This window comes from Microbacterium sp. R86528 (assembly GCF_044596335.1).
GTDB lineage: Bacteria > Actinomycetota > Actinomycetes > Actinomycetales > Microbacteriaceae > Microbacterium > Microbacterium marmarense.
Window position 1 is genome coordinate 923,570 of sequence record NZ_CP138996.1, and the last position, 18,309, is coordinate 941,878.

The 18,309-nt window shown below is 63.2% G+C and carries 17 protein-coding genes; 4 read left to right on the forward strand and 13 right to left on the reverse strand.

The window, feature by feature from the left end; all coding sequences use genetic code 11:
• Positions 1-8: 8 nt before the first annotated feature.
• Positions 9-401, reverse strand: a complete 393-nt coding sequence (locus SJY18_RS04545) for a LysM peptidoglycan-binding domain-containing protein (RefSeq protein ID WP_396668542.1) — start codon at positions 399-401, stop codon at positions 9-11.
• A 284-nt stretch (positions 402-685) separates the two neighbouring features.
• On the opposite strand from SJY18_RS04545, the gene lexA reads away from it, so the two are divergent.
• Positions 686-1,366 carry a transcriptional repressor LexA gene (lexA, locus tag SJY18_RS04550; protein WP_337338717.1) on the forward strand — a complete coding sequence of 227 codons (681 nt, stop codon included), beginning with the start codon at positions 686-688 and terminating at the stop codon, positions 1,364-1,366.
• Between the two features lie 46 nt (positions 1,367-1,412).
• Complete coding sequence (locus SJY18_RS04555) at positions 1,413-2,879, forward strand: hypothetical protein (protein ID WP_396668543.1); 1,467 nt, start codon at positions 1,413-1,415, stop codon at positions 2,877-2,879.
• Positions 2,880-2,941: 62 nt separating this feature from the next.
• Here the strand turns inward: SJY18_RS04555 and SJY18_RS04560 are convergent, their stop codons facing one another.
• A complete protein-coding gene (locus SJY18_RS04560; RefSeq protein ID WP_396668544.1) occupies positions 2,942-3,880 on the reverse strand; it encodes a methylenetetrahydrofolate reductase in 939 nt (312 codons plus the stop codon).
• Between the two features lie 233 nt (positions 3,881-4,113).
• Between SJY18_RS04560 and SJY18_RS04565 the strand changes: the two genes are divergently transcribed.
• The gene (locus SJY18_RS04565) at positions 4,114-6,042 is read left to right on the forward strand and encodes a prolyl oligopeptidase family serine peptidase (protein WP_396668545.1); all 1,929 of its coding nucleotides are present in this window, start codon (positions 4,114-4,116) and stop codon (positions 6,040-6,042) included.
• A gap of 12 nt (positions 6,043-6,054) precedes the next feature.
• On the opposite strand, the gene hflX is transcribed toward SJY18_RS04565, so the two are convergent.
• A complete protein-coding gene (gene hflX, locus SJY18_RS04570) occupies positions 6,055-7,572 on the reverse strand; it encodes a GTPase HflX (protein WP_337338721.1) in 1,518 nt (505 codons plus the stop codon).
• An 84-nt stretch (positions 7,573-7,656) separates the two neighbouring features.
• On the opposite strand from hflX, the gene SJY18_RS04575 reads away from it, so the two are divergent.
• Positions 7,657-8,298, forward strand: a complete 642-nt coding sequence (locus tag SJY18_RS04575; RefSeq protein WP_396668546.1) for a class I SAM-dependent methyltransferase — start codon at positions 7,657-7,659, stop codon at positions 8,296-8,298.
• Between the two features lie 7 nt (positions 8,299-8,305).
• Here SJY18_RS04575 and dapF read toward each other — a convergent pair whose 3' ends face one another.
• The 10 genes from dapF to SJY18_RS04625 form a co-directional block, all read right to left on the reverse strand.
• On the reverse strand, positions 8,306-9,175 hold the full coding sequence (gene dapF / locus SJY18_RS04580; RefSeq protein ID WP_396668547.1) for a diaminopimelate epimerase: 870 nt from the start codon (positions 9,173-9,175) through the stop codon (positions 8,306-8,308).
• Positions 9,176-9,243: 68 nt separating this feature from the next.
• Complete coding sequence (gene miaA, locus SJY18_RS04585; RefSeq protein WP_396668879.1) at positions 9,244-10,188, reverse strand: tRNA (adenosine(37)-N6)-dimethylallyltransferase MiaA; 945 nt, start codon at positions 10,186-10,188, stop codon at positions 9,244-9,246.
• A 5-nt stretch (positions 10,189-10,193) separates the two neighbouring features.
• Positions 10,194-11,744 carry a tRNA (N6-isopentenyl adenosine(37)-C2)-methylthiotransferase MiaB gene (gene miaB / locus SJY18_RS04590; RefSeq protein WP_337338920.1) on the reverse strand — a complete coding sequence of 517 codons (1,551 nt, stop codon included), beginning with the start codon at positions 11,742-11,744 and terminating at the stop codon, positions 10,194-10,196.
• A gap of 98 nt (positions 11,745-11,842) precedes the next feature.
• Entirely contained in the window at positions 11,843-12,469 is a 627-nt protein-coding gene (locus SJY18_RS04595; RefSeq protein ID WP_396668548.1) for a regulatory protein RecX, read from the reverse strand.
• A 2-nt stretch (positions 12,470-12,471) separates the two neighbouring features.
• Positions 12,472-13,524 (reverse strand): recombinase RecA, encoded by a 1,053-nt coding sequence (gene recA / locus SJY18_RS04600; RefSeq protein ID WP_337338726.1) that lies wholly within the window; start codon positions 13,522-13,524, stop codon positions 12,472-12,474.
• 252 nt (positions 13,525-13,776) lie between these two features.
• Positions 13,777-14,001, reverse strand: coding sequence for a DUF3046 domain-containing protein (locus tag SJY18_RS04605; RefSeq protein ID WP_396668549.1), 225 nt, complete (start codon positions 13,999-14,001; stop codon positions 13,777-13,779).
• 12 nt (positions 14,002-14,013) lie between these two features.
• Positions 14,014-14,322, reverse strand: coding sequence for a helix-turn-helix transcriptional regulator (locus tag SJY18_RS04610; RefSeq protein WP_337338728.1), 309 nt, complete (start codon positions 14,320-14,322; stop codon positions 14,014-14,016).
• 184 nt (positions 14,323-14,506) lie between these two features.
• Positions 14,507-14,983, reverse strand: a complete 477-nt coding sequence (locus SJY18_RS04615) for a CinA family protein (protein WP_396668550.1) — start codon at positions 14,981-14,983, stop codon at positions 14,507-14,509.
• Positions 14,980-15,549, reverse strand: a complete 570-nt coding sequence (gene pgsA / locus SJY18_RS04620; RefSeq protein ID WP_337338730.1) for a CDP-diacylglycerol--glycerol-3-phosphate 3-phosphatidyltransferase — start codon at positions 15,547-15,549, stop codon at positions 14,980-14,982. Before pgsA ends, SJY18_RS04615 begins: the two co-directional genes overlap by 4 nt.
• Before the next feature lie 21 nt (positions 15,550-15,570).
• Positions 15,571-18,273: a DNA translocase FtsK gene (locus SJY18_RS04625; protein ID WP_396668551.1), complete on the reverse strand. Its 2,703-nt coding sequence runs from the start codon at positions 18,271-18,273 to the stop codon at positions 15,571-15,573.
• Between the last annotated feature and the right edge of the window lie 36 nt (positions 18,274-18,309).

Here is an 18,309-nt window from a genome sequence, read left to right on the forward strand (position 1 = left end):
CCGTGTGGCTAGGAGCCGGATGAGTATTCAGCCGGTACCGCCAGTCGCTGACCGACAAGAACGTTGGCACTGTCGAGGGCATTCAACCGCACGATGGCATCAACCACGTCGCGCGGGTCTGCCGCCGGGGCCACCTCTTCGGCGATGGACCAGAGCGAGTCGCCGGTTCCGACGGTCACGCTCTCGTAAGAGATCGACGCCACGCCGGAATCTCGAGACGCCATTGCCGCACCGCCACTGATGACCGCGATACTCAAAGCGATCACGAGCGGCAATGCCGCCATGGCAGCGAACACTCGCCGTCCACGCACGGTCAACCGCAGCTTGGTGGGCTGGCTCGACGTTCGCGGCGCTGAGACTGACGCGGTCGGCGAAAAGGCTGTGATGGCGATAGTAGTCATGGCGGGTCTCCTCGACTCAGGAAGATTCGACTGGTGGAAGATTCGCAGGAGCGGATCGACCAAGTGGTCATGATGTGAATCTATATTCCGAACGTATCTTCGATCTAATTGGGTGTCAAGTGCCGTTTCTGATTTGCGACTCTCGAACGCGACACGCGCATGTGCTCGTGCGTTCGGGGGCTAAATCCGGATACGGTTTCGATAGGAGAACCCCACCACGACCCTCCGACATTCGAAGACCGATGCTGGTCACGGCTGCCGGAGAAACCAGACAGGAGCCGAAGATGAGCGATGCGAGTGGGCGCGAGAAGCCGCAAACCCGTCGGCGCAAGAGCCTCAGCGACAAGCAGATGGCGATCCTCGAAGTTATCCAGCGTGCGATCGCGCGCAACGGGTATCCGCCGAGCATGCGGGAAATCGGCGACGCCGTCGGCCTGAAATCGCTCTCTAGCGTCACCCACCAGCTCAACCAGCTGGAGTTGAGCGGATACCTGCGTCGCGATGCCGGAAAGACCCGCGCGATGGAAGTGCTCATCGACCTGCCCGGCACCGCCACCGAGAATCCCGCCGACAGCGCACCTACTGTCGGTGACGCCGCGATGGTTCCGCTGGTCGGGCGCATCGCGGCAGGCGTGCCGATCACCGCCGAACAGCACGTCGAAGAGATCTTCCCTCTTCCTCGTCAGCTCGTCGGCAAGGGCGAGCTGTTCATGCTCAAGGTTTCAGGCGACTCGATGATCGATGCCGCCATCTGCGACGGCGACTGGGTAGTCGTGCGCTCGCAGAACGTTGCAGACAATGGCGACATCGTTGCCGCCATGCTGGACGATGAGGCAACCGTCAAAACCTTTCGTCAGCGAGACGGCCACACGTGGCTGCTGCCACGCAACTCCGCGTTCGAACCGATTTTGGGCGACGATGCCGTCGTTCTCGGCAAAGTGGTTGCGGTGTTACGCGCTGTCTAACCCCCTCCACTAGTCTGGCGTCACCAAGATTCTTAGGGGGCACGCCATGGCATCAGAGGTCGAGAAGCTACGCGCTGAGTTAGAGGAGTTGCGTCAAGAGAACGCAGCTCTCAAGACAGCATCATCAGAACCCGTTGCCACGGGGCCGGCGAAGCCTGCCAGGTCGCGAGCGGGATGGTGGCGCGCTGCGCTGTCGGCCTTTTGCATCATCCTCGCCGGCTTCATGGTGCCGGTGTCGGTCGTGGCCAGCTGGGCGCGCGTGGAACTCGTCAGCGAAGATGCTTTCGTTGCCACCTTTGCACCACTCGCCGATGACCCAGGCGTGCAGGCTCTGATCATCGATGAAGCGGTCACCGCCATCGATGCCTCGATCGACGTCGAGACCTACACCGATAGCTTGTTCGACGGGATCGCGACCCTCGACCTTCCGCCTGCCGCGCTCACCGCGCTTGATCTGCTTCGTGCCCCGGCAGCATCCGGCGTCGAGAGCCTGATAGAGACCGGGGTGACGAGAGCCGTCGAATCAGACGCGTTCGCGAACGTATGGCGTACGGCTCTGGTAGCGAGCCACCGTGCATTGATAGCGACCGCCACGGCAGACGATACTGATGGCGTCGTCACGATCGCCAACGATGGCACCCTCGCCATTCAGCTCGGTCCCATCGTCGAAGAGCTCAAGTCGCAGATGATCGACCAGGGAATCGGTGTCGCAAGTTTGATTCCCGCGATTTCGACCTCAATCGATATCGTGCAAAGCGATGCACTGGTGTTGGTAGGCACCATATATGCGATCGCTGTCGCAGTGGGCTGGTGGCTGCCGGTGATCTGCCTCGCGCTCTTCGCGATCGGCATTGCGCTTGCCCGCCATCGCTCGGTCGCAGTGCTGGGCACGGGCATCGCGATTGCGATCGGCTCTGGCCTTCTCGCCGCCGGGTTCGCCGGCGCAAATGCCGTGCTGGACCTCAACGCCTCTGCCGTGGGCATTCCGAGCACCACGCTGAGCACAATCTTCTACGCCGTGGTCGGGGCGATGCAAGACACGGCTGTCGTTCTTACCTTCCTCGGAGTCATCATCGCTTTGTCAGGCTGGATGGCGGGACGATCGCGTCACGCCGCACGAGCCCGCGCTTTCAGCGCGACCCTCTCGACTTCGGCACGCGGTTCGCTGCAGCGCAGCGGTATGAATACCGGCCGATTCGGCGAGTGGATGTACCAGCAGCGGCTGCTGGTGCGCGCCATCATCCTCGTACTCGCTGTGTTGCTTGTGTTCGCGTTGCGACCGCTGTCGATCGGCGACATCGTGTTGGTAGTGGTGCTCGCACTTGCAGCCTGGCTCGCCGCGACACTGGTGCAGCGAACCCCCGATGACGCGGTGGCGTCGTTGCCGACTGGCCTCGACGATCCTGCCGGAGAGGGCGACACTCTGGTCCTCGACGACACCGTGCCAGACGCTGCGAGCGCAGAGCTGGCCACCGTCACGCCGAGCGACGCTCAGACTCAGAAGCTGTCGTAGCAAGCCGAAGGAGGCGGATGCCGCAGCCTAGACGCTGCAGCATCCGCCTCTTTTCTGGTCACTCAGCCGTCGGTGGTCACGCCGGCATCGCGAAGCACTGCGAGCACGGTGTCGTGATTGTTGAACGCGTAGAGGTGAATCCCCGGCGCTCCGCCTGCGAGCACCTCACGCACCAGAGCTGATGCATGCGCAATCCCGATCTGCTGCTGCCCTTCGGGCGTCGGCTCGACCTCGAGCGCAACGGACAGTTCAGCGGGCATCGGTTCGCCGCTCAACTCGATGGTGCGGCGCAGCCGAGCCGGCGTAGTAACCGGCATGATGCCCGGCAGGATCGGAATGGTCACGCCAGCTGCTCTCGAACGTTGAACGAAAGAGAGGTAGTCATCAGCGTGGAAGAACAGCTGCGTAATAGCGAGAGTTGCTCCCGCCGCTTGCTTTGCAAGGAGAGCCTCGATGTGCTCGTTGGCATAGCGCGAGCGTGGGTGCCCATTCGGGAACGCTGCCACAGCGATGTCGATGTTGTCGCGACGAGCGACTCGCGCGGCACCAGGTACGCCAGGCACAGGTTCTTCGCGATACGGCGTGCGCTCTGCCTGCACCCGATCGATGAGCTGCACAAGCTGCGCTGCGCTTTCGAGGTCACCCAAGAATTGATCGTCTTCACTGACGCCCGGGGGCGGGTCACCCCGCAATGCCAGGAAGCTCCCGATTCCTGCATCGAGAAATTCGCGAATCAGGGCGTTCGTCGTCTCGTATGTGCTGCCTACGCAGGTCAGGTGGGCGAGCGGCTCCACATGCGTCTCATTGAGGATGTGGCTCAGCAGTTCGAGCGAACGCCCACCCGTCGTGCCCCCGGCGCCATAGGTGACTGAGATGAACCGCGGGTTGACCGTAGCCAGTCGTTGAATCGTCTGATGAAGCTTCGGCCACGCCGCCTCGGAGCGGGGCGGGTACACCTCAAAAGATATCGGCACGGGTGGTGCGCTCAGGTCGATTGACATGGGGTGATCTTCGGGTAAGAGGACGATTACGGGCCGGACGGCCGCGGACATACACCCGAGCGAAAGCCGCCGAGCTGTGCCATCGCGGGCGGATGCCGGGCTCGGCTGTCGCTCCATTGCCGTCGGCGTTCCAGGGAAGAAGACGTCAGGCGACGATGGTTCCAAGGTAGCGGACGGGATGACGTGCGTCGCGGCATGTGTCACCGTGTTTCGCTTTCGCCTACCGTGGAAGAGTGACTACTTCGCTCGCCTACGGCACTTGGCCGTCTCCGCTCACCGCAGCTTCTGTCTCGACGGCATCTCCGCGCCTTGAAGGCGCCCAGTACGTCGGCGATGACGTGTGGTGGGGGCAGTCCGTCGCGGCTGAAGGCGGACGCACGACGGTGATGCGGCGAACGGCCACAACGCCCCCAGAATCGTTGCTCGTTGCACCATGGAATGCTCGCTCGAGCGTGCACGAGTACGGCGGTGGCGCCTGGGCGGCGTGCGAAGACGGTGTGCTCGTGTTCGTAGAGAAGACGGATCAGCGTGTCTGGCTCGTGCGCCCGGGCGGCGACCCGCGAGCCCTCACGCCAGAGTCGGGAGGCTATCGCTTCGGCGGACTGAGCGTGCAGCACGGCCGGCTATTGGCAATCCGTGAAACGCACGGTGATTCACCCACTCCGCTGCGCGACATCGTAGAGATCTCAATGGATGCCTCTGCGGATCGCGACGGAAGCGCTGTCACAGTCCTCGCGAGCCACAGCACGTTCGTTGCGCAACCCGCGCTGTCACCAGACGGCACGATGCTGGCATGGATCGCGTGGGATCACCCCCACATGCCGTGGGACGAAACCCAGTTGCGGGTGAAGCAGCTGGCGGCGAGCCTCGACGATTTCATCACGGTTGCGGGCGGAAACGGCAGCGCGCCCCTGCAGCCCGTATGGACCTCTCTCGCGGAACTCACCTACACCGACGACGAATCAGGGCGTTGGAACCTCATGCGCGTCGCCCCGGGCCCAGACGGCGCCGCTGCTCGTGCGCTCGCGCCGGCGAACGCCGACACCGGCGGCGGATTGTGGGTACTGGGGCTGCGCTGGTTTGGGGTGCTGGCTGATGGCCGCATAGTGGCCATTCGAACCAACGGCAGCGACGAAGTAGTGGTGATCGACCCCGACGGCACCGCGACTGCCCTGCCAATCGATGTCATGGCCAACACGGTCATCGAAGCGGCCCGAGGCCATGAAGTGCTGATCTCGACGTCGGGAGCCGACGGCAGCGCGACCATCTGGCGCGTTGACGTCGATCAGCCAGAGCGCGCCGAGCGAGTTGCCGGTGGCGCACCGGCGTGGGTCAAAGAGTGGATGCCGCGCGCGCGCCCATTCGTCGTTGAGGGCGCACGTGGCCCGGTGTACTCCTTCGATTTTCCGCCGACCAACCCGAACGTGCTCGCGCCAGTCAACGAGCGACCACCATACGTCGTGTTCGTGCACGGTGGTCCGACAAGCCATGTGGGTGGAGCAGCATCCGGAAAGATCGCCTACTTGACCAGCCGCGGAATCGGCGTGCTCGATGTGAACTATGGCGGTTCTACGGGCTATGGGCGTGAGTATCGAGAACGACTACTCGGGCAGTGGGGCGTCGTAGACGTGGAGGATGTGATCGCGGCCGCTCAAGGGCTCGCCGAAGCGGGCATTGCCGATCCGCATCGGCTTGCTATCGCGGGCGGATCCGCGGGTGGGTGGACAGTGCTGTGCGCGCTCGCGCAATCAGATGTCTTCGGGGCGGGGATCAGCCGATACGGCGTTGCCGACCTGCGCCGTCTCGCCGAAGACACTCACGACTTTGAAGCGCGCTATCTCGACAGCATGGTCGGACCGCTGCCCGGAGCTGAGCAGCTGTACATCGATCGCTCGCCGCTGTCGCGCCTCGACCAGTTCACGACGCCGCTGCTGATCGAGCAGGGACTGGATGATCTCGTGGTGCCACCGTCTCAATCCGAGGCAGTGCGTGATGCTCTTGCCACCGCGGGTATCGCGCACGCTTACCTCGCCTTCGAGGGAGAAGGCCATGGCTTCCGCCGCGCCGAGACCATCGAGGCGACCCTCGAAGCCGAGATCGCCTTCATCGGTGCTGTCTTTGACTTCGCGCCGGCCGATGTTCCGCCGATCGAACTCGACTAGGTTCGCGCCGGACTACTGCACGAATTCGGCGAGCCGCGCGGCGAGGTGACTTCCCACGCGCACGTGAATCGCGGTACCGGTCTCTTCGTGACGCTGGTCGAGAATCATGCCGTGCTCGTGAATAGCCGAGATCAAATCTCCTCTGTCGTAAGGAACGAGAAGGTTCAGTTCGACGGCCGGTAGCGGCAGCGCGGCTTCGATTGCTGCGCGCAGTTCGTCGATTCCCTCGCCAGAGCGCGACGAGACGAAAACCGATTTCGGTTCCAGACCACGCAGTACCAGCCGCGTGTCTTCATCGATCAGGTCGGCCTTATTGAAGACGACAAGTTCGGGAAGGTCACGTGCCCCGACGTCGCCGATAACGTCACGCACGGTGGCGAGCTGAGCGGCAGGGTCGGGGTGCGAGCCGTCGACCACGTGCACAATGACATCGGATGCGCCCACTTCTTCGAGGGTTGAACGGAATGCTTCGACCAGTTGATGCGGCAGGTTGCGCACGAATCCCACCGTGTCCGTGAGGGTGTAGATGCGCCCGTCTGCGGTGATAGAACGCCGCACTGTTGCATCCAGAGTCGCGAACAGCGCGTTCTCTACCAAGACACCGGCGCTGGTCAGGCGGTTGAGCAGGCTAGATTTTCCGGCGTTGGTGTAGCCGGCGATTGCAACGGAAGGGATCGTATTGCGCTTGCGTTCAGCACGCTTGGCATCGCGAGCCGGTGCGAAATCTCGGATCTGGCGCCGAAGCTGCGCCATCTTCGTTCGAATCCGACGCCGATCGAGCTCGATCTTGGTCTCGCCGGGGCCGCGAGAGCCCATACCGGCGCCGCCGGCGCCCACCTGGCCACCAGCCTGGCGGCTCATCGAGTCTCCCCAACCGCGCAGACGCGGGAGCAGGTACTCGAGCTGCGCAAGCTCGACCTGAGCTTTGCCCTCCCGGCTCTTCGCGTGCTGGCTGAAAATGTCAAGAATCACCGTGGTGCGGTCGATCACCTTGACCTTGACGACATCTTCAAGCGCGCGACGCTGGCTTGGTGCTAGCTCCGTGTCGGCGATGACGGTGTCAGCTCCCACTGCCGCGACGATGCCGCGCAGCTCTTCAGCTTTGCCGCTGCCGATATACGTCGCTGGATCGGGGTGGGGCCGGCGTTGAAGGACTGCGTCGAGCACCACAGCCCCCGCTGTTTCGGCCAACGCCGCGAGTTCACGCAACGAGTTCTCGGCGTCTTCTTGGTCGCCCTGGGGATGGACCCCGACGAGAACGACGTTCTCGAGTCGAAGCTGGCGGTACTCGACCTCGGTGACATCTTCGAGTTCGGTGGAAAGGCCAGGAATGCGACGAAGTGCAGCCCGTTCTTCTCGATCCCACTGGTCTCCGTCGTTGGAGGTGTGACCGACCGTGGCGTCGTCTTGCAGCGCCTGCGCCCCACCGAACACTCGCACACCCGAACGCGCCTCGGCGCGTGCCAGCACTCGGTCCACCGGATCAATCGTGGTGTCGTCTGTGTCTGTCGGTGCGGTGGTATCGGTCATGGGTTCCTTTCGTTGTGCCTCTCCAGTAGCATCCGTAACTCTAGCCTCCCGCACTGAGCGTTACCTCCGCTACGATCTGAAGCCATGGGCAGTGACCACTACTTCAGCGCGTCACCCGGCAGTGCTGAGAAACTTCGCCGCATCAACGTGACGCTCGACGGCCACGAGGTTGCCGTGACGACAGCCGGGGGAATTTTCAGTCCCGACCACGTCGATACCGGTACGGCGGTGTTGCTTTCGCACACCCCGCCTCCCCCGCCCGGGGGCAATCTGCTCGATCTTGGGTGCGGGTGGGGGCCGATCTCGCTAACGCTCGCAATGCAAGCGCCGCACGCCACAGTGTGGGCTGTGGATGTGAATGAACGTGCCCTTGATCTGGTTCGTCAGAACGCCCAAGAACACGGTCTGTCGAATGTCAACGCGGTGCTGCCCGACGATGTTCCCGATGACGTCGTTTTTCGCACCATCCGTTCGAACCCACCCATCCGTGTGGGAAAGAACGAATTGCACGCCCTGATGAAGCGGTGGATTCCACGCTTGGAAGAGCGATCGGATGCTTGGCTGGTGGTACAGCGAAACCTCGGCTCAGACTCACTGCAGCGCTGGCTCGCAGCGACGTTCGAAACCGGCTTCAGCGTGCACCGCTCGTCGACCGCCAAAGGCTTCAGAGTGCTGAAGGTCAGGCACCATGGCTCGCCGGTGAGCGAACCAATCGCGTTGCCGTAGCTGATCGCTACGCGAGCGCGACCTCACCTGAATACACGAGGGTCGCTGGTCCCGAGAGCAGCACATGCTGCTCGCTTCCGACGTAGGACATGCGAACCCCGAGGGTGCCGCCGGGCACCGTGACGCTCCAGTGGTCGGGCGCCGCCGGACCCGCCCAGTGCCGCACGGCGAGCGCCGCTGACGCCACCCCCGTGCCGCAGCTCAGAGTCTCTCCGACACCGCGCTCAAAGACGCGCATGGTGATCGACGCGACGCCGTTGTGCACCAGCGGATCGCCCGGCACCACGAACTCGATGTTCGCCCCGTGCGCCGGTTCTGGGTGCATCTGCGGCTGCGCCGCAAGGTCGATGCCAGTGAGTTCATCTTCGTCGGGCAATGCGACCACGACGTGTGGGTTTCCGACATCGATGCCAAGGCCGGGGCGAGGCGCTCCCCCACCGCGAACGCGTACGAGCACCTCAGCGGTGTCGACCGTCCACGCACCCAGGTCGACCTCATAGCCGTTGTCCGCGCGTGTGACGGCCTTGACGCCCGAGCGTGTGCCGATCTCGAGCGGTTCGGCACCGAGCGTCACGAACCCTGCCTGCACCAGGTAGTGGACGAACACGCGGATGCCGTTACCGCACATCTCCGCCTTGGATCCATCGGCGTTGCGGTAGTCCATGAACCACTCGGCTCCGGATGCTGCAGCCTCCGCACCCTCGTCGATTGCGCGAGATCGGATTACTCGCAGAATGCCGTCGGCACCGATTCCGAATCGGCGGTCACACAACACTGCAATCTGGTCGTCGCTCAGCGACAGTTGCCCATCGGGATCGGAGACGATCACGAAATCGTTGCCGGTGCCGTGACCTTTGGTAAACGCGATGGATGGCATGGCTCAAGTCTAGGCAGTCGCCGGGCGGATACCGGTCGCCCGCCTACTCGCTATCTGGCGGGGCTTCGCTATGACGCGTCGTCAAGCAGCCGTTGCACCGGGTGCTCGGGCTGTACCCACTGGAGCTGCGAGTACCGTTTGAACCATGACACCTGGCGGCGGGCATAGCGCCGCGTGAGCGCCTGCGTCTGCGCTATCGCCTCGGCCTGGGTGAGTTCGCCTTGCAACTGTGCAAGAGCCTGCGCGTAGCCGATCGCGCGCCGCGCGGTAACCCCCTGCTCAAGCCCTTGCTCACGAAGCTTCGTCACCTCGTCGAGAATCCCGTGCTGCCACATCGCCTCGACCCGCGCGTCGAGACGCGGTACCAGCTCTTCGCGTGGCACCGCTACGCCGATAAGGCGCGTGTGTTCATGCCAGAGCGCCGGAGCCTCGGGAAGGGCTGCTCCGTGAGTTGTGGAGCCTTGAGCGAGCACTTCGAGTGCGCGCACGACGCGGCGGCCGTTCTTGGGATCTATTCGTGCGGCGGTCACGGGATCGGCCGCGCGGAGTCTCGCAAAAAGCACCCCAGGGCCGTGCGTCGTCAACTCGGCTTCAAGTTCGGCGCGTAACGCTTCGTCGTGCGGGGGAAACTGGAAATCGAAGATGACGCTCGAAACGTAGAGCCCCGAGCCGCCAACCAAGATCGCATCCGCACCTCGCGCGTGGATGTCAGTGATTGCTTCGCGTGCTGTCGGCTGGTACCAGGCCACGGCAGCCTCTTCGGTGACAGCGAGCGAGTCGAAGAGGTGATGGGCGATTCCGCGGCGCTCGTGAGGCGGGAGCTTTGCCGTACCGATATTCATTCCGCGGTACAGCTGCATCGCATCGGCGTTCACAATCTCGGCCGGCCTTCCGGCCCGCGCGAGGGCTTCAGCCAGGTTCAGCGATAGCGCAGTCTTGCCTGTGCCTGTTGCACCGACAACACCCCACACTGCAACCGAGGTGGTCTGGAGCGCGTTGGGCGCGGACGGCAGGCCGCTCACTCCCCCACGCGCAGCGAGGGAAGACCGAGCGACACCGCGCGGGGCGCCGCGTCAGCGGATGCAGAAGACGGCACGCCGCAGGACTCTGCTTGGGTGCGATCCCACGCGTCGCCGGATCGTGTGCGGCGGATGCGCAGGGGGGCACCATCGGGTGAATCTGCCAGCAGGTGGTACGGAGCCGCGTGGGTCACGACGACGGTGACAACGTCGCCCGGCCGCGGGCGCTCCGATCCCTCGGGCAGCTCGAAGTGCACGAGCCTGTTGTCTTCGGCACGACCTGTGAGACGGTGCGTCGCCGCATCCTTCTTGCCATCTGATGTGGAGACCAGCACGCGCACCTCGCGGCCGACCTGCTTCTGGTTCTCTTCGGTTGAGATGCGGTCCTGCAGGGCCAGCAGACGCTCGTAGCGCTCCTGAACGACCTCCTTGGGAACCTGATCGGGCATTGTCGCTGCCGGAGTACCTTCACGAATCGAGTACTGGAAGGTGAAGGCGCTCGTGAAGCGTGAGGCTTCGACAACCCGCATCGTCTCGTTGAAGTCTTCTTCGGTCTCGCCGGGGAACCCGACGATGATGTCGGTGGTGATGGCAGCGTCAGGCATCTGGGCTCGCACCCGATCAAGGATCCCGAGGAATTTGTCGCTGCGGTAGGAGCGGCGCATCGCTTTGAGAATCCGATCGCTGCCAGACTGCAGCGGCATATGCAACTGGGGCATCACGGCCGGCGTTTCGGCCATCGCATCGATCACGTCGTCTGTGAAGGCCGCAGGATGCGGGCTGGTGAAACGAATACGCTCGAGCCCCTCAATTGCGCCTGCCGCGCGGAGCAGCTTGCCGAATGCCAGGCGATCACCGAACTCGACTCCGTAGGAGTTGACGTTCTGCCCCAGGAGGGTCACTTCGGTAGCACCGTCTTCGACAAGCAGGCGGATCTCGTTGAGAATGTCGCCGGGGCGGCGATCCTTCTCTTTTCCGCGCAAGCTGGGAACGATGCAGAACGTGCAAGTGTTGTTGCATCCGACGGAAATCGATACCCAGCCGCTGTAGACGCTCTCACGCTTGGTGGGGAGAGTCGAGGGGAACACCTCGAGCGACTCGAGAATCTCGAATTCGGCTTCTCCGTTGTGGCGGGCGCGTTCGAGCAGACTCGGCAGCGAACCCATGTTGTGTGTTCCGAAGACCACATCAACCCAGGGTGCTTTCGTCTGCACGGCATCTTTGTCCATCTGAGCCATGCAGCCGCCAACGGCGATCTGCATGCCCTCGTGCTTGTCTTTGCGGGACTTCAAATGGCCGAGCGTTCCATAGAGCTTGCCCGCCGCGTTGTCGCGCACTGCGCAGGTATTGATGACGATGACGTCTGCCTCGACGCCTGGATCTGCTCGCACATAACCAGCGCTGTCGAGCGAGCCGGAAAGCCGCTCGGAGTCGTGAACATTCATCTGGCAACCGAAGGTGCGCACTTCATAGGTGCGGGTTCGGCCATCGACGCCGACAGCTGCCTCGGAAGGCGCGATCAACGTCGGGGAACTTGATGGGGTCGACATGATGTATGCCATTCTACGAGCCGAGAGTGTGTACCGGCTGAGGCCCGCACCCGGTGGCGACTATCTGCCCTAGAACGTAGGCAAAGGACGCGACGAAGCTAGCTGAATCGAACGCCCGAGGAAGCGCGTCGCAACTCGTCTAGCGCGGTGCGAGCGGCGGTCATCGCAACGTGGCCGCCGAATCCTCGCCTGGCCAGCTGGCCGTGTAGTCGTCGCAGGGCAACATCGTCCTCAAGCGATGACATTCGCGACGCGCGACTTCGAGCGAACTCCAACGCACGCTCGGCCTCGTCATCGCCGAGTGTGCTCAGCACCTCTTCTGCGACGTCGCGCGCGATGCCTCGCTTGCTGAGGGTCTGCGCAATAGCGCCACGACCTTGGCCTTTGCGCTCCGCGCCCATGTACACGAGATGTTCGGCAAGGACGGTGTCGTCGAGGTAACTCAGCCTCTCGAACTTCTCGATCAGCTCTTCGACGTGGTGTTCGCTGATCTCGTGATCGCGAAGGACGGCCCGCGCTTCAGCCACGGAGAGAGATCGTGAACGCAACTTTCGCAGAAGCTGGTTCTCCGCTGCTTCGCACACCTCGTCTTCGCTGCGAGTGTCGACCAGCGAAGACGGCGAAGCCGACGAAGCCGACGAACCGGGGAAGAGCTCGATGACGGGGGCGAGATCCGAAGCCGCGACAGCTGTATCGTCGCCCCCGCCGTCTGTAAAACGAACCATGATCAGGCCGGGCGGCGTGCCGCCAGCTCGTCAGCCTTTGAGGCTTCCGTCTCTTTCGGCTGCCCGATTCCCATCTTCACCTTGATCTTGCCTTCGATGTCAGCGGCAATATCGGGGTTTTTGAGGAGGAAGTTTCGCGCGTTCTCTTTGCCCTGGCCCAGCTGTTCACCGTCGTACGTGTACCACGCGCCCGATTTCTTCACGAGGCCGTGCTCAACGCCGAAGTCGATAAGACTTCCCTCGCGCGAGATGCCGACGCCGTAGAGAATGTCGAACTCGGCCTGCTTGAAGGGCGGAGCCATCTTGTTCTTGACGATCTTGACGCGAGTGCGGTTTCCGACCGCGTCGGTGCCGTCTTTCAACGTTTCGATTCGGCGAATGTCCAGACGCACCGAGGCATAGAACTTGAGGGCCTTACCGCCAGCGGTCGTTTCAGGGGACCCGAAGAACACACCGATCTTCTCGCGCAGCTGGTTGATGAAGATCATCGTGGTGTTCGTCTGGCTGAGGCCACCGGTGAGCTTGCGCAAGGCCTGCGACATCAGTCGAGCCTGAAGTCCGACGTGAGTGTCACCCATCTCACCCTCGATCTCGGCCTTGGGCACCAGCGCGGCCACGGAGTCGATCACGATGAGGTCAATGGCTCCGGAACGCACGAGCATGTCGGCAATCTCAAGCGCCTGCTCTCCGGTATCGGGTTGCGAGACCAGCAAGGCGTCAATGTCAACGCCAAGCTTCTGCGCATAGTCAGGATCGAGAGCGTGCTCGGCATCGATGAATGCCGCAATACCGCCGGCCTTCTGGGCATTGGCGATGGCGTGGAGCGTCAGCGTCGTCTTACCGGAGGACTCGGGACCATAGATCTCGATGATGCGACCGCGGGGCAGGCCGCCGACGCCGAGAGCGACGTCCAGCGCGACGGAGCCGGTGGGAATGACTTCGACGGGAGCACGCTCGTCGCTGCCAAGACGCATCACCGAGCCCTTTCCGAACTGCCGGTCGATTTGTGCGAGGGCCGAATCGAGGGCCTTCTCGCGGTCAGCGGGTGAGGGCATAGCGTGCTCCTTAGATATGAGTTCCGTCGCCTGTAGGCTGCCGCGATCCGCCTTCACAAGACGGGTGCTACGGCAAGGCATGAGGTGTCGATGTGACGTCATTCACGCTACGGGTGGCCTCCGACATCGATCGTCGGCACGCCCCTCGCGGTGGATGACGTTGCACCGTCACCTTCTGTGGAGGAGCCTACGCCGGTATCGAACGGATATTCGACGACACGCCGCTCGCAGCATCCACTGCATTCGGATCTCTTAGCGCCCTTTGGGCTCAAGTCGCCCCGCGCCATAACGACGCTCAGGGGCGACATCCATCTCGACGCACAGCGCCAGCCAGATGTCTTTCGGGGGCAGGCCAGCTTCCATCGCTTCAGATGCGGTCCGATCGCCGAGAGAAGTCAACACGAGGTCGTTGAGCACCGGCCCACTGCGCGCGCCGAACTCGTCTGAGACTGCGCGCTCAAATTCACTGCGACGCATCAGCCGTTTGGTTCAGCGAAGCGAGAGTTCAGCGTCGACCTCGGCGAGCAGATCATCGGGTACGACGTCAGGGAATGTCTGTAGACCCTCCATCACCGAAAGCCGATCTCCGACCTCACGCATGATGGTGGATATGGGTACATCAAGCGCTTCTGCGACAGACGCGAGAATCTCGCTCGATGCTTCTTTCTGGCCACGCTCCACTTCACTCAGGTAACCGAGCGCGACGCTTGCGCGGCTCGCAACCTGGCGGAGGGTGCGTCCCTTCTGTTGGCGAAAGTCACGAAGGACTTCGCCGATCTCTTGACGAACCAGGATCATGGGCCCCCTCCTCACTTCTGATTCCCGGGCTCTGAGAGCCATCCGGATGGATAACTTTACATCACCGTTCTTGGTGACAATCTAAACCCGTGAGCTGGGCATATGGCGGGAATCGCAGAAAGTAACCGACACGAAACATAAATTGTTCCCGTCTCGCACCAGAATTCTCGCAAGCTGCGCAGGCTCAGGGCGCCTGCAACGCCAAAAGACACAGTGCAAGCGCATGATCAACGCTCTGGGCGCGAATTTCGGCGCGGTCACCATCCAAATCGAGCGCGGCCACGGAACAGCCGTCGGGAGTCGACACCGCGACGTAAACGGTGCCCACCGGGTGACCGTCTTGCTCCAGGGGGCCAGCGACCCCCGTGGTGGCGAGGCCAACATCCGAGTCAAGCGCACGCCGCACGCCCACGGCCATCTGCTCCGCGACATCAGGATGCACCGGCCCGCTCTCCTTCAGGAGGTGAGCATCGACGCCGAGCACCGTTTCTTTGACGTCGGTGGCGTAGGCGATTACTCCCCCACGCATATGCGTCGATGCTCCCGAGATGCCCACGATCTCGGCGGCCAGCAAGCCGCCGGTGAGCGATTCCGCAGTCGCAATAGACCATCCGCGCTTCGAGAGCGCTTCGAGCACCTCAGCGGCCCGACCTTGGGTCAACTGGTCTTCGCCTTTCGAGAAGCGCGGACTTCGCTCACGATGTAGTCGATCCCGCTGGCAATCGTCAGTGCAACCGCGATAGCCATGGTGACGCCGTTCACCCACCAGATCCACTCGCCCACGAGGGTCCACAGCGGCAGCAGAGCCAGTGACAGCGCAACACCCTGCGCGACTGTCTTGAGCTTGCCCATCCACGCCGCAGCCAGCACGTGGTCGCTGACGACCACGAAGCGATAGACCGTAATGCCGATTTCACGGATCAGCACGACAACGGTCACCCACCACGGCAACTCGAGCAGAATCGACAGACCGACAAAAGCAACGCCGGTGAGGACTTTGTCGGCGATTGGGTCAAGAAGTTTGCCGAGGTCGGTGACGATGTTGTACTTGCGGGCTATGTACCCGTCGATGCCATCGGTGGCGATAGCAACGATGAAAAGCACGGCCGCCCACCAGCGCAGCGCTCCGTCGGCTCCCCCATCTGCCAGCAGCATCCATAGAAACACCGGTGCGCAGAGAATTCGCGCGATCGTGATCGCGTTGGGAAGTTGACGAGGAACAGCCATGTGCAGAGCCTATCGGTCGGATCAGTCGCGGCCCGTCAGACCCCAGGCGTCTTCAGAGTCGTCGGCGACTTCAACGACCGGCACACCGTCATACTGGGCGGCAACGGCATCTGGGCCGTAGCCGTCGGCAGCCGGGGCGGGCGCCGGAGCGGGCGCGTCGTCGCCGCGGAGGCGGGCGAGAACTTCGGGCAGCTGCTCGGCGGTGACCATCACGTCACGCGCCTTGGAGCCTTCAGACGGTCCCACGATCTCGCGTGCTTCGAGAAGGTCCATCAACCGACCCGCCTTCGCGAAACCGACCCTGAGTTTGCGTTGCAGCATCGAGGTGGATCCGAACTGTGTGGAAACGATCAGTTCTGCGGCGGCAAGCAGCAGTTCAAGATCATCGCCGATGTCTGCGTCGATGGTCTTCTTCTCCACGACCGCATCGACATCATTCCGATACTCCGGCCGCGCCTGCTGTGTGACGTGTTTGACGACCCGCTCGATCTCCGCTTCGCTCACCCATGCGCCCTGCACGCGGATCGCCTTTGACGTACCCATCGGCAAGAACAGCCCGTCGCCCTGGCCGATCAGGCGGTCGGCGCCCGGCTGGTCCAGAATGACGCGAGAGTCGGTCACGCTGGTGACAGCGAAGGCGAGTCGCGAGGGCACATTGGCCTTGATCAAACCGGTGACCACGTCGACGGAAGGCCGCTGAGTCGCGAGCACCAGGTGGATGCCGCTTGCTCGCGCCAGCTGCGTGATCCTCACGATCGAATCTTCCACGTCACGAGGAGCGACCATCATGAGGTCAGCGAGCTCATCGACTACCACCAGCAGGTAGGGGTACGGCTTCAGGACGCGCTCGCTGCCTTCGGGCAGGTTGATCTCGCCAGCGACCACAGCTTTGTTGAAGTCGTCGATGTGGCGGTAGCCGAACGACGCGAGGTCGTCGTAGCGCATGTCCATCTCTTTCACGACCCACTGCAGCGCTTCGGCGGCCTTCTTGGGGTTTGTGATGATGGGTGTGATGAGGTGCGGCACCCCAGCGTAGGAGGTCAGCTCGACGCGTTTCGGGTCGATCAGCACCATGCGCACATCGCTCGGCTTGGCCTTCATGAGCAGACTCGTGATCATCGAGTTCACAAAGCTCGACTTGCCCGAGCCTGTGGAGCCAGCCACCAAGAGGTGAGGCATTTTCGCGAGATTCGCCACCACGAACCCGCCACCGACATCTTTTCCGACGCCGATCGTCATGGGGTGAGTCGACTGCGTGGCGTTCTGCGAACGCAGCACATCGCCGAGCGTCACGATCTCGCGATCAGCGTTCGGGATCTCGACGCCAATGGCGCTCTTGCCCGGAATAGGAGCGAGAATTCTGACCTCGTTGGAAGCGACCGCGTATGCGAAGTTGTTCTGAAGGGCGGTGATTCGCTCGACTTTGACGCCGTGCCCGACTTCGATTTCGTACTGCGTAACCGTGGGCCCGCGCGAGAACCCCGTGACCTTCGCGTTCACCCCGAACTGCTCGAGGACGCTGGTGATGGCCCGCACGGTGTCGTCGTTGGCCTGCGAGCGCGCCTTGGGCGGTGTTCCCTCGCCCAGCGCGTTCACCGAGGGCAGTCGGTAGGGCAATGGCGGCGCATCTCGCGGTGTATCCGCACCGATGCCGGCCACCCCAGGAAGCTCACCATCTGCGGTGGGGTCTTGATCGTAGTCATCGCGAAGCGACACTCCCGACGGCTGGCCCGCGGCCACGCCAGCGAGCGCCGTTGCGTCGAAGACCTCGGTGAGGGCATCGGGTGCGGCGGTGGGCGCCGGTGCGGCTACGGGCGGTTCGATGGCCTGCTCGAAGCCACCGTCAGTCGTGCCGACGGACAGCAGTTCGGTGAGATCCTGCGAGCCCAGCTCACTCTCGTCGTCCTGCTCACGACCCGTGCGATTGCGGCGCCACCATGGCAGTGAAGCGTCCACGGAGTCGTCTTCGTCAGAAGGCACCGCGTCTTTGCCCTGTGAGCTCATGTCGGACTTCTCATCTGGCTGCGCGTCGAATGCCCAGGTGTAGAGCTCACCAAGTCGTCGGCCAATGCGGTTCGGCGGGGTCTTGGTGATGATGAGCACGCTGAGCAACGCGAGCAGGCTGAGAACGATGTATGCGCCGATATCAGTGAGCACCACGGCGAGTGGCTCGCCGATCATCCACCCGAACAATCCGCCGGCTTGGCTGAGCGCGGGAAGCCCTTCGCTCGGCTGGGGGCGACCACCTGCAACGTGGCAGAAACCGGCGATCGTGAGTATGAGCAGGCCGAAGCCGATCCCGAGCCGACCGTTGTCGTGCACCGACGATGGATGCCGAAACATCCACCCGGCAAGGAGCAAGAGCAGCACCGGCAGAATGAACGCTTCGCGCCCGAGCAGACCGCCTACCGTGTAAGCGCTGATCGTCGTCGCGACCTCATTGCCGATGAAGAACCACTCGACCGTGCTGCCGACGATCGCGAGGAGCACCAGCAGGAACGGGAACCCGTCGCGGCGTTGGTCTTTCTCCAGCGACTCAGGGCCGAAAGCCCGAAACAGTCCACCTGTGGCGTGAGCGAGACCCAGCCAAGCGCGCACCGCAACAGGGGGCTTCTCGGGTTCACCTACGTACTTTTTGGGCGCGGGGGCAGGCTTCGCCGCGCGCGAGTTCGATGCTTTCGCGGGCGCGCCACCTTTGGTGGTCGGGCTTGTAGTCCTGGCCATTCCTCCACGCTACGCCGCGGCACCGACAATTCCGCG

Bases quoted from the DNA above. Each gene is read 5' to 3' on its own strand.
- miaB (WP_337338920.1), bottom strand. From the start codon at position 11,744: ATGTCGACCCCATCAAGTTCCCCGACGTTGATCGCGCCTTCCGAGGCA.
- SJY18_RS04555 (WP_396668543.1), top strand. From the start codon at position 1,413: ATGGCATCAGAGGTCGAGAAGCTACGCGCTGAGTTAGAGGAGTTGCGT.
- SJY18_RS04605 (WP_396668549.1), bottom strand. From the start codon at position 14,001: ATGCGTCGCAGTGAATTTGAGCGCGCAGTCTCAGACGAGTTCGGCGCG.
- SJY18_RS04545 (WP_396668542.1), bottom strand. From the start codon at position 401: ATGACTACTATCGCCATCACAGCCTTTTCGCCGACCGCGTCAGTCTCA.
- recA (WP_337338726.1), bottom strand. From the start codon at position 13,524: ATGCCCTCACCCGCTGACCGCGAGAAGGCCCTCGATTCGGCCCTCGCA.
- SJY18_RS04575 (WP_396668546.1), top strand. From the start codon at position 7,657: ATGGGCAGTGACCACTACTTCAGCGCGTCACCCGGCAGTGCTGAGAAA.
- hflX (WP_337338721.1), bottom strand. From the start codon at position 7,572: ATGACCGATACCACCGCACCGACAGACACAGACGACACCACGATTGAT.
- SJY18_RS04560 (WP_396668544.1), bottom strand. From the start codon at position 3,880: ATGTCAATCGACCTGAGCGCACCACCCGTGCCGATATCTTTTGAGGTG.
- dapF (WP_396668547.1), bottom strand. From the start codon at position 9,175: ATGCCATCCATCGCGTTTACCAAAGGTCACGGCACCGGCAACGATTTC.
- lexA (WP_337338717.1), top strand. From the start codon at position 686: ATGAGCGATGCGAGTGGGCGCGAGAAGCCGCAAACCCGTCGGCGCAAG.
- SJY18_RS04610 (WP_337338728.1), bottom strand. From the start codon at position 14,322: ATGATCCTGGTTCGTCAAGAGATCGGCGAAGTCCTTCGTGACTTTCGC.
- SJY18_RS04595 (WP_396668548.1), bottom strand. From the start codon at position 12,469: ATGGTTCGTTTTACAGACGGCGGGGGCGACGATACAGCTGTCGCGGCT.
- pgsA (WP_337338730.1), bottom strand. From the start codon at position 15,549: ATGGCTGTTCCTCGTCAACTTCCCAACGCGATCACGATCGCGCGAATT.
- SJY18_RS04625 (WP_396668551.1), bottom strand. From the start codon at position 18,273: ATGGCCAGGACTACAAGCCCGACCACCAAAGGTGGCGCGCCCGCGAAA.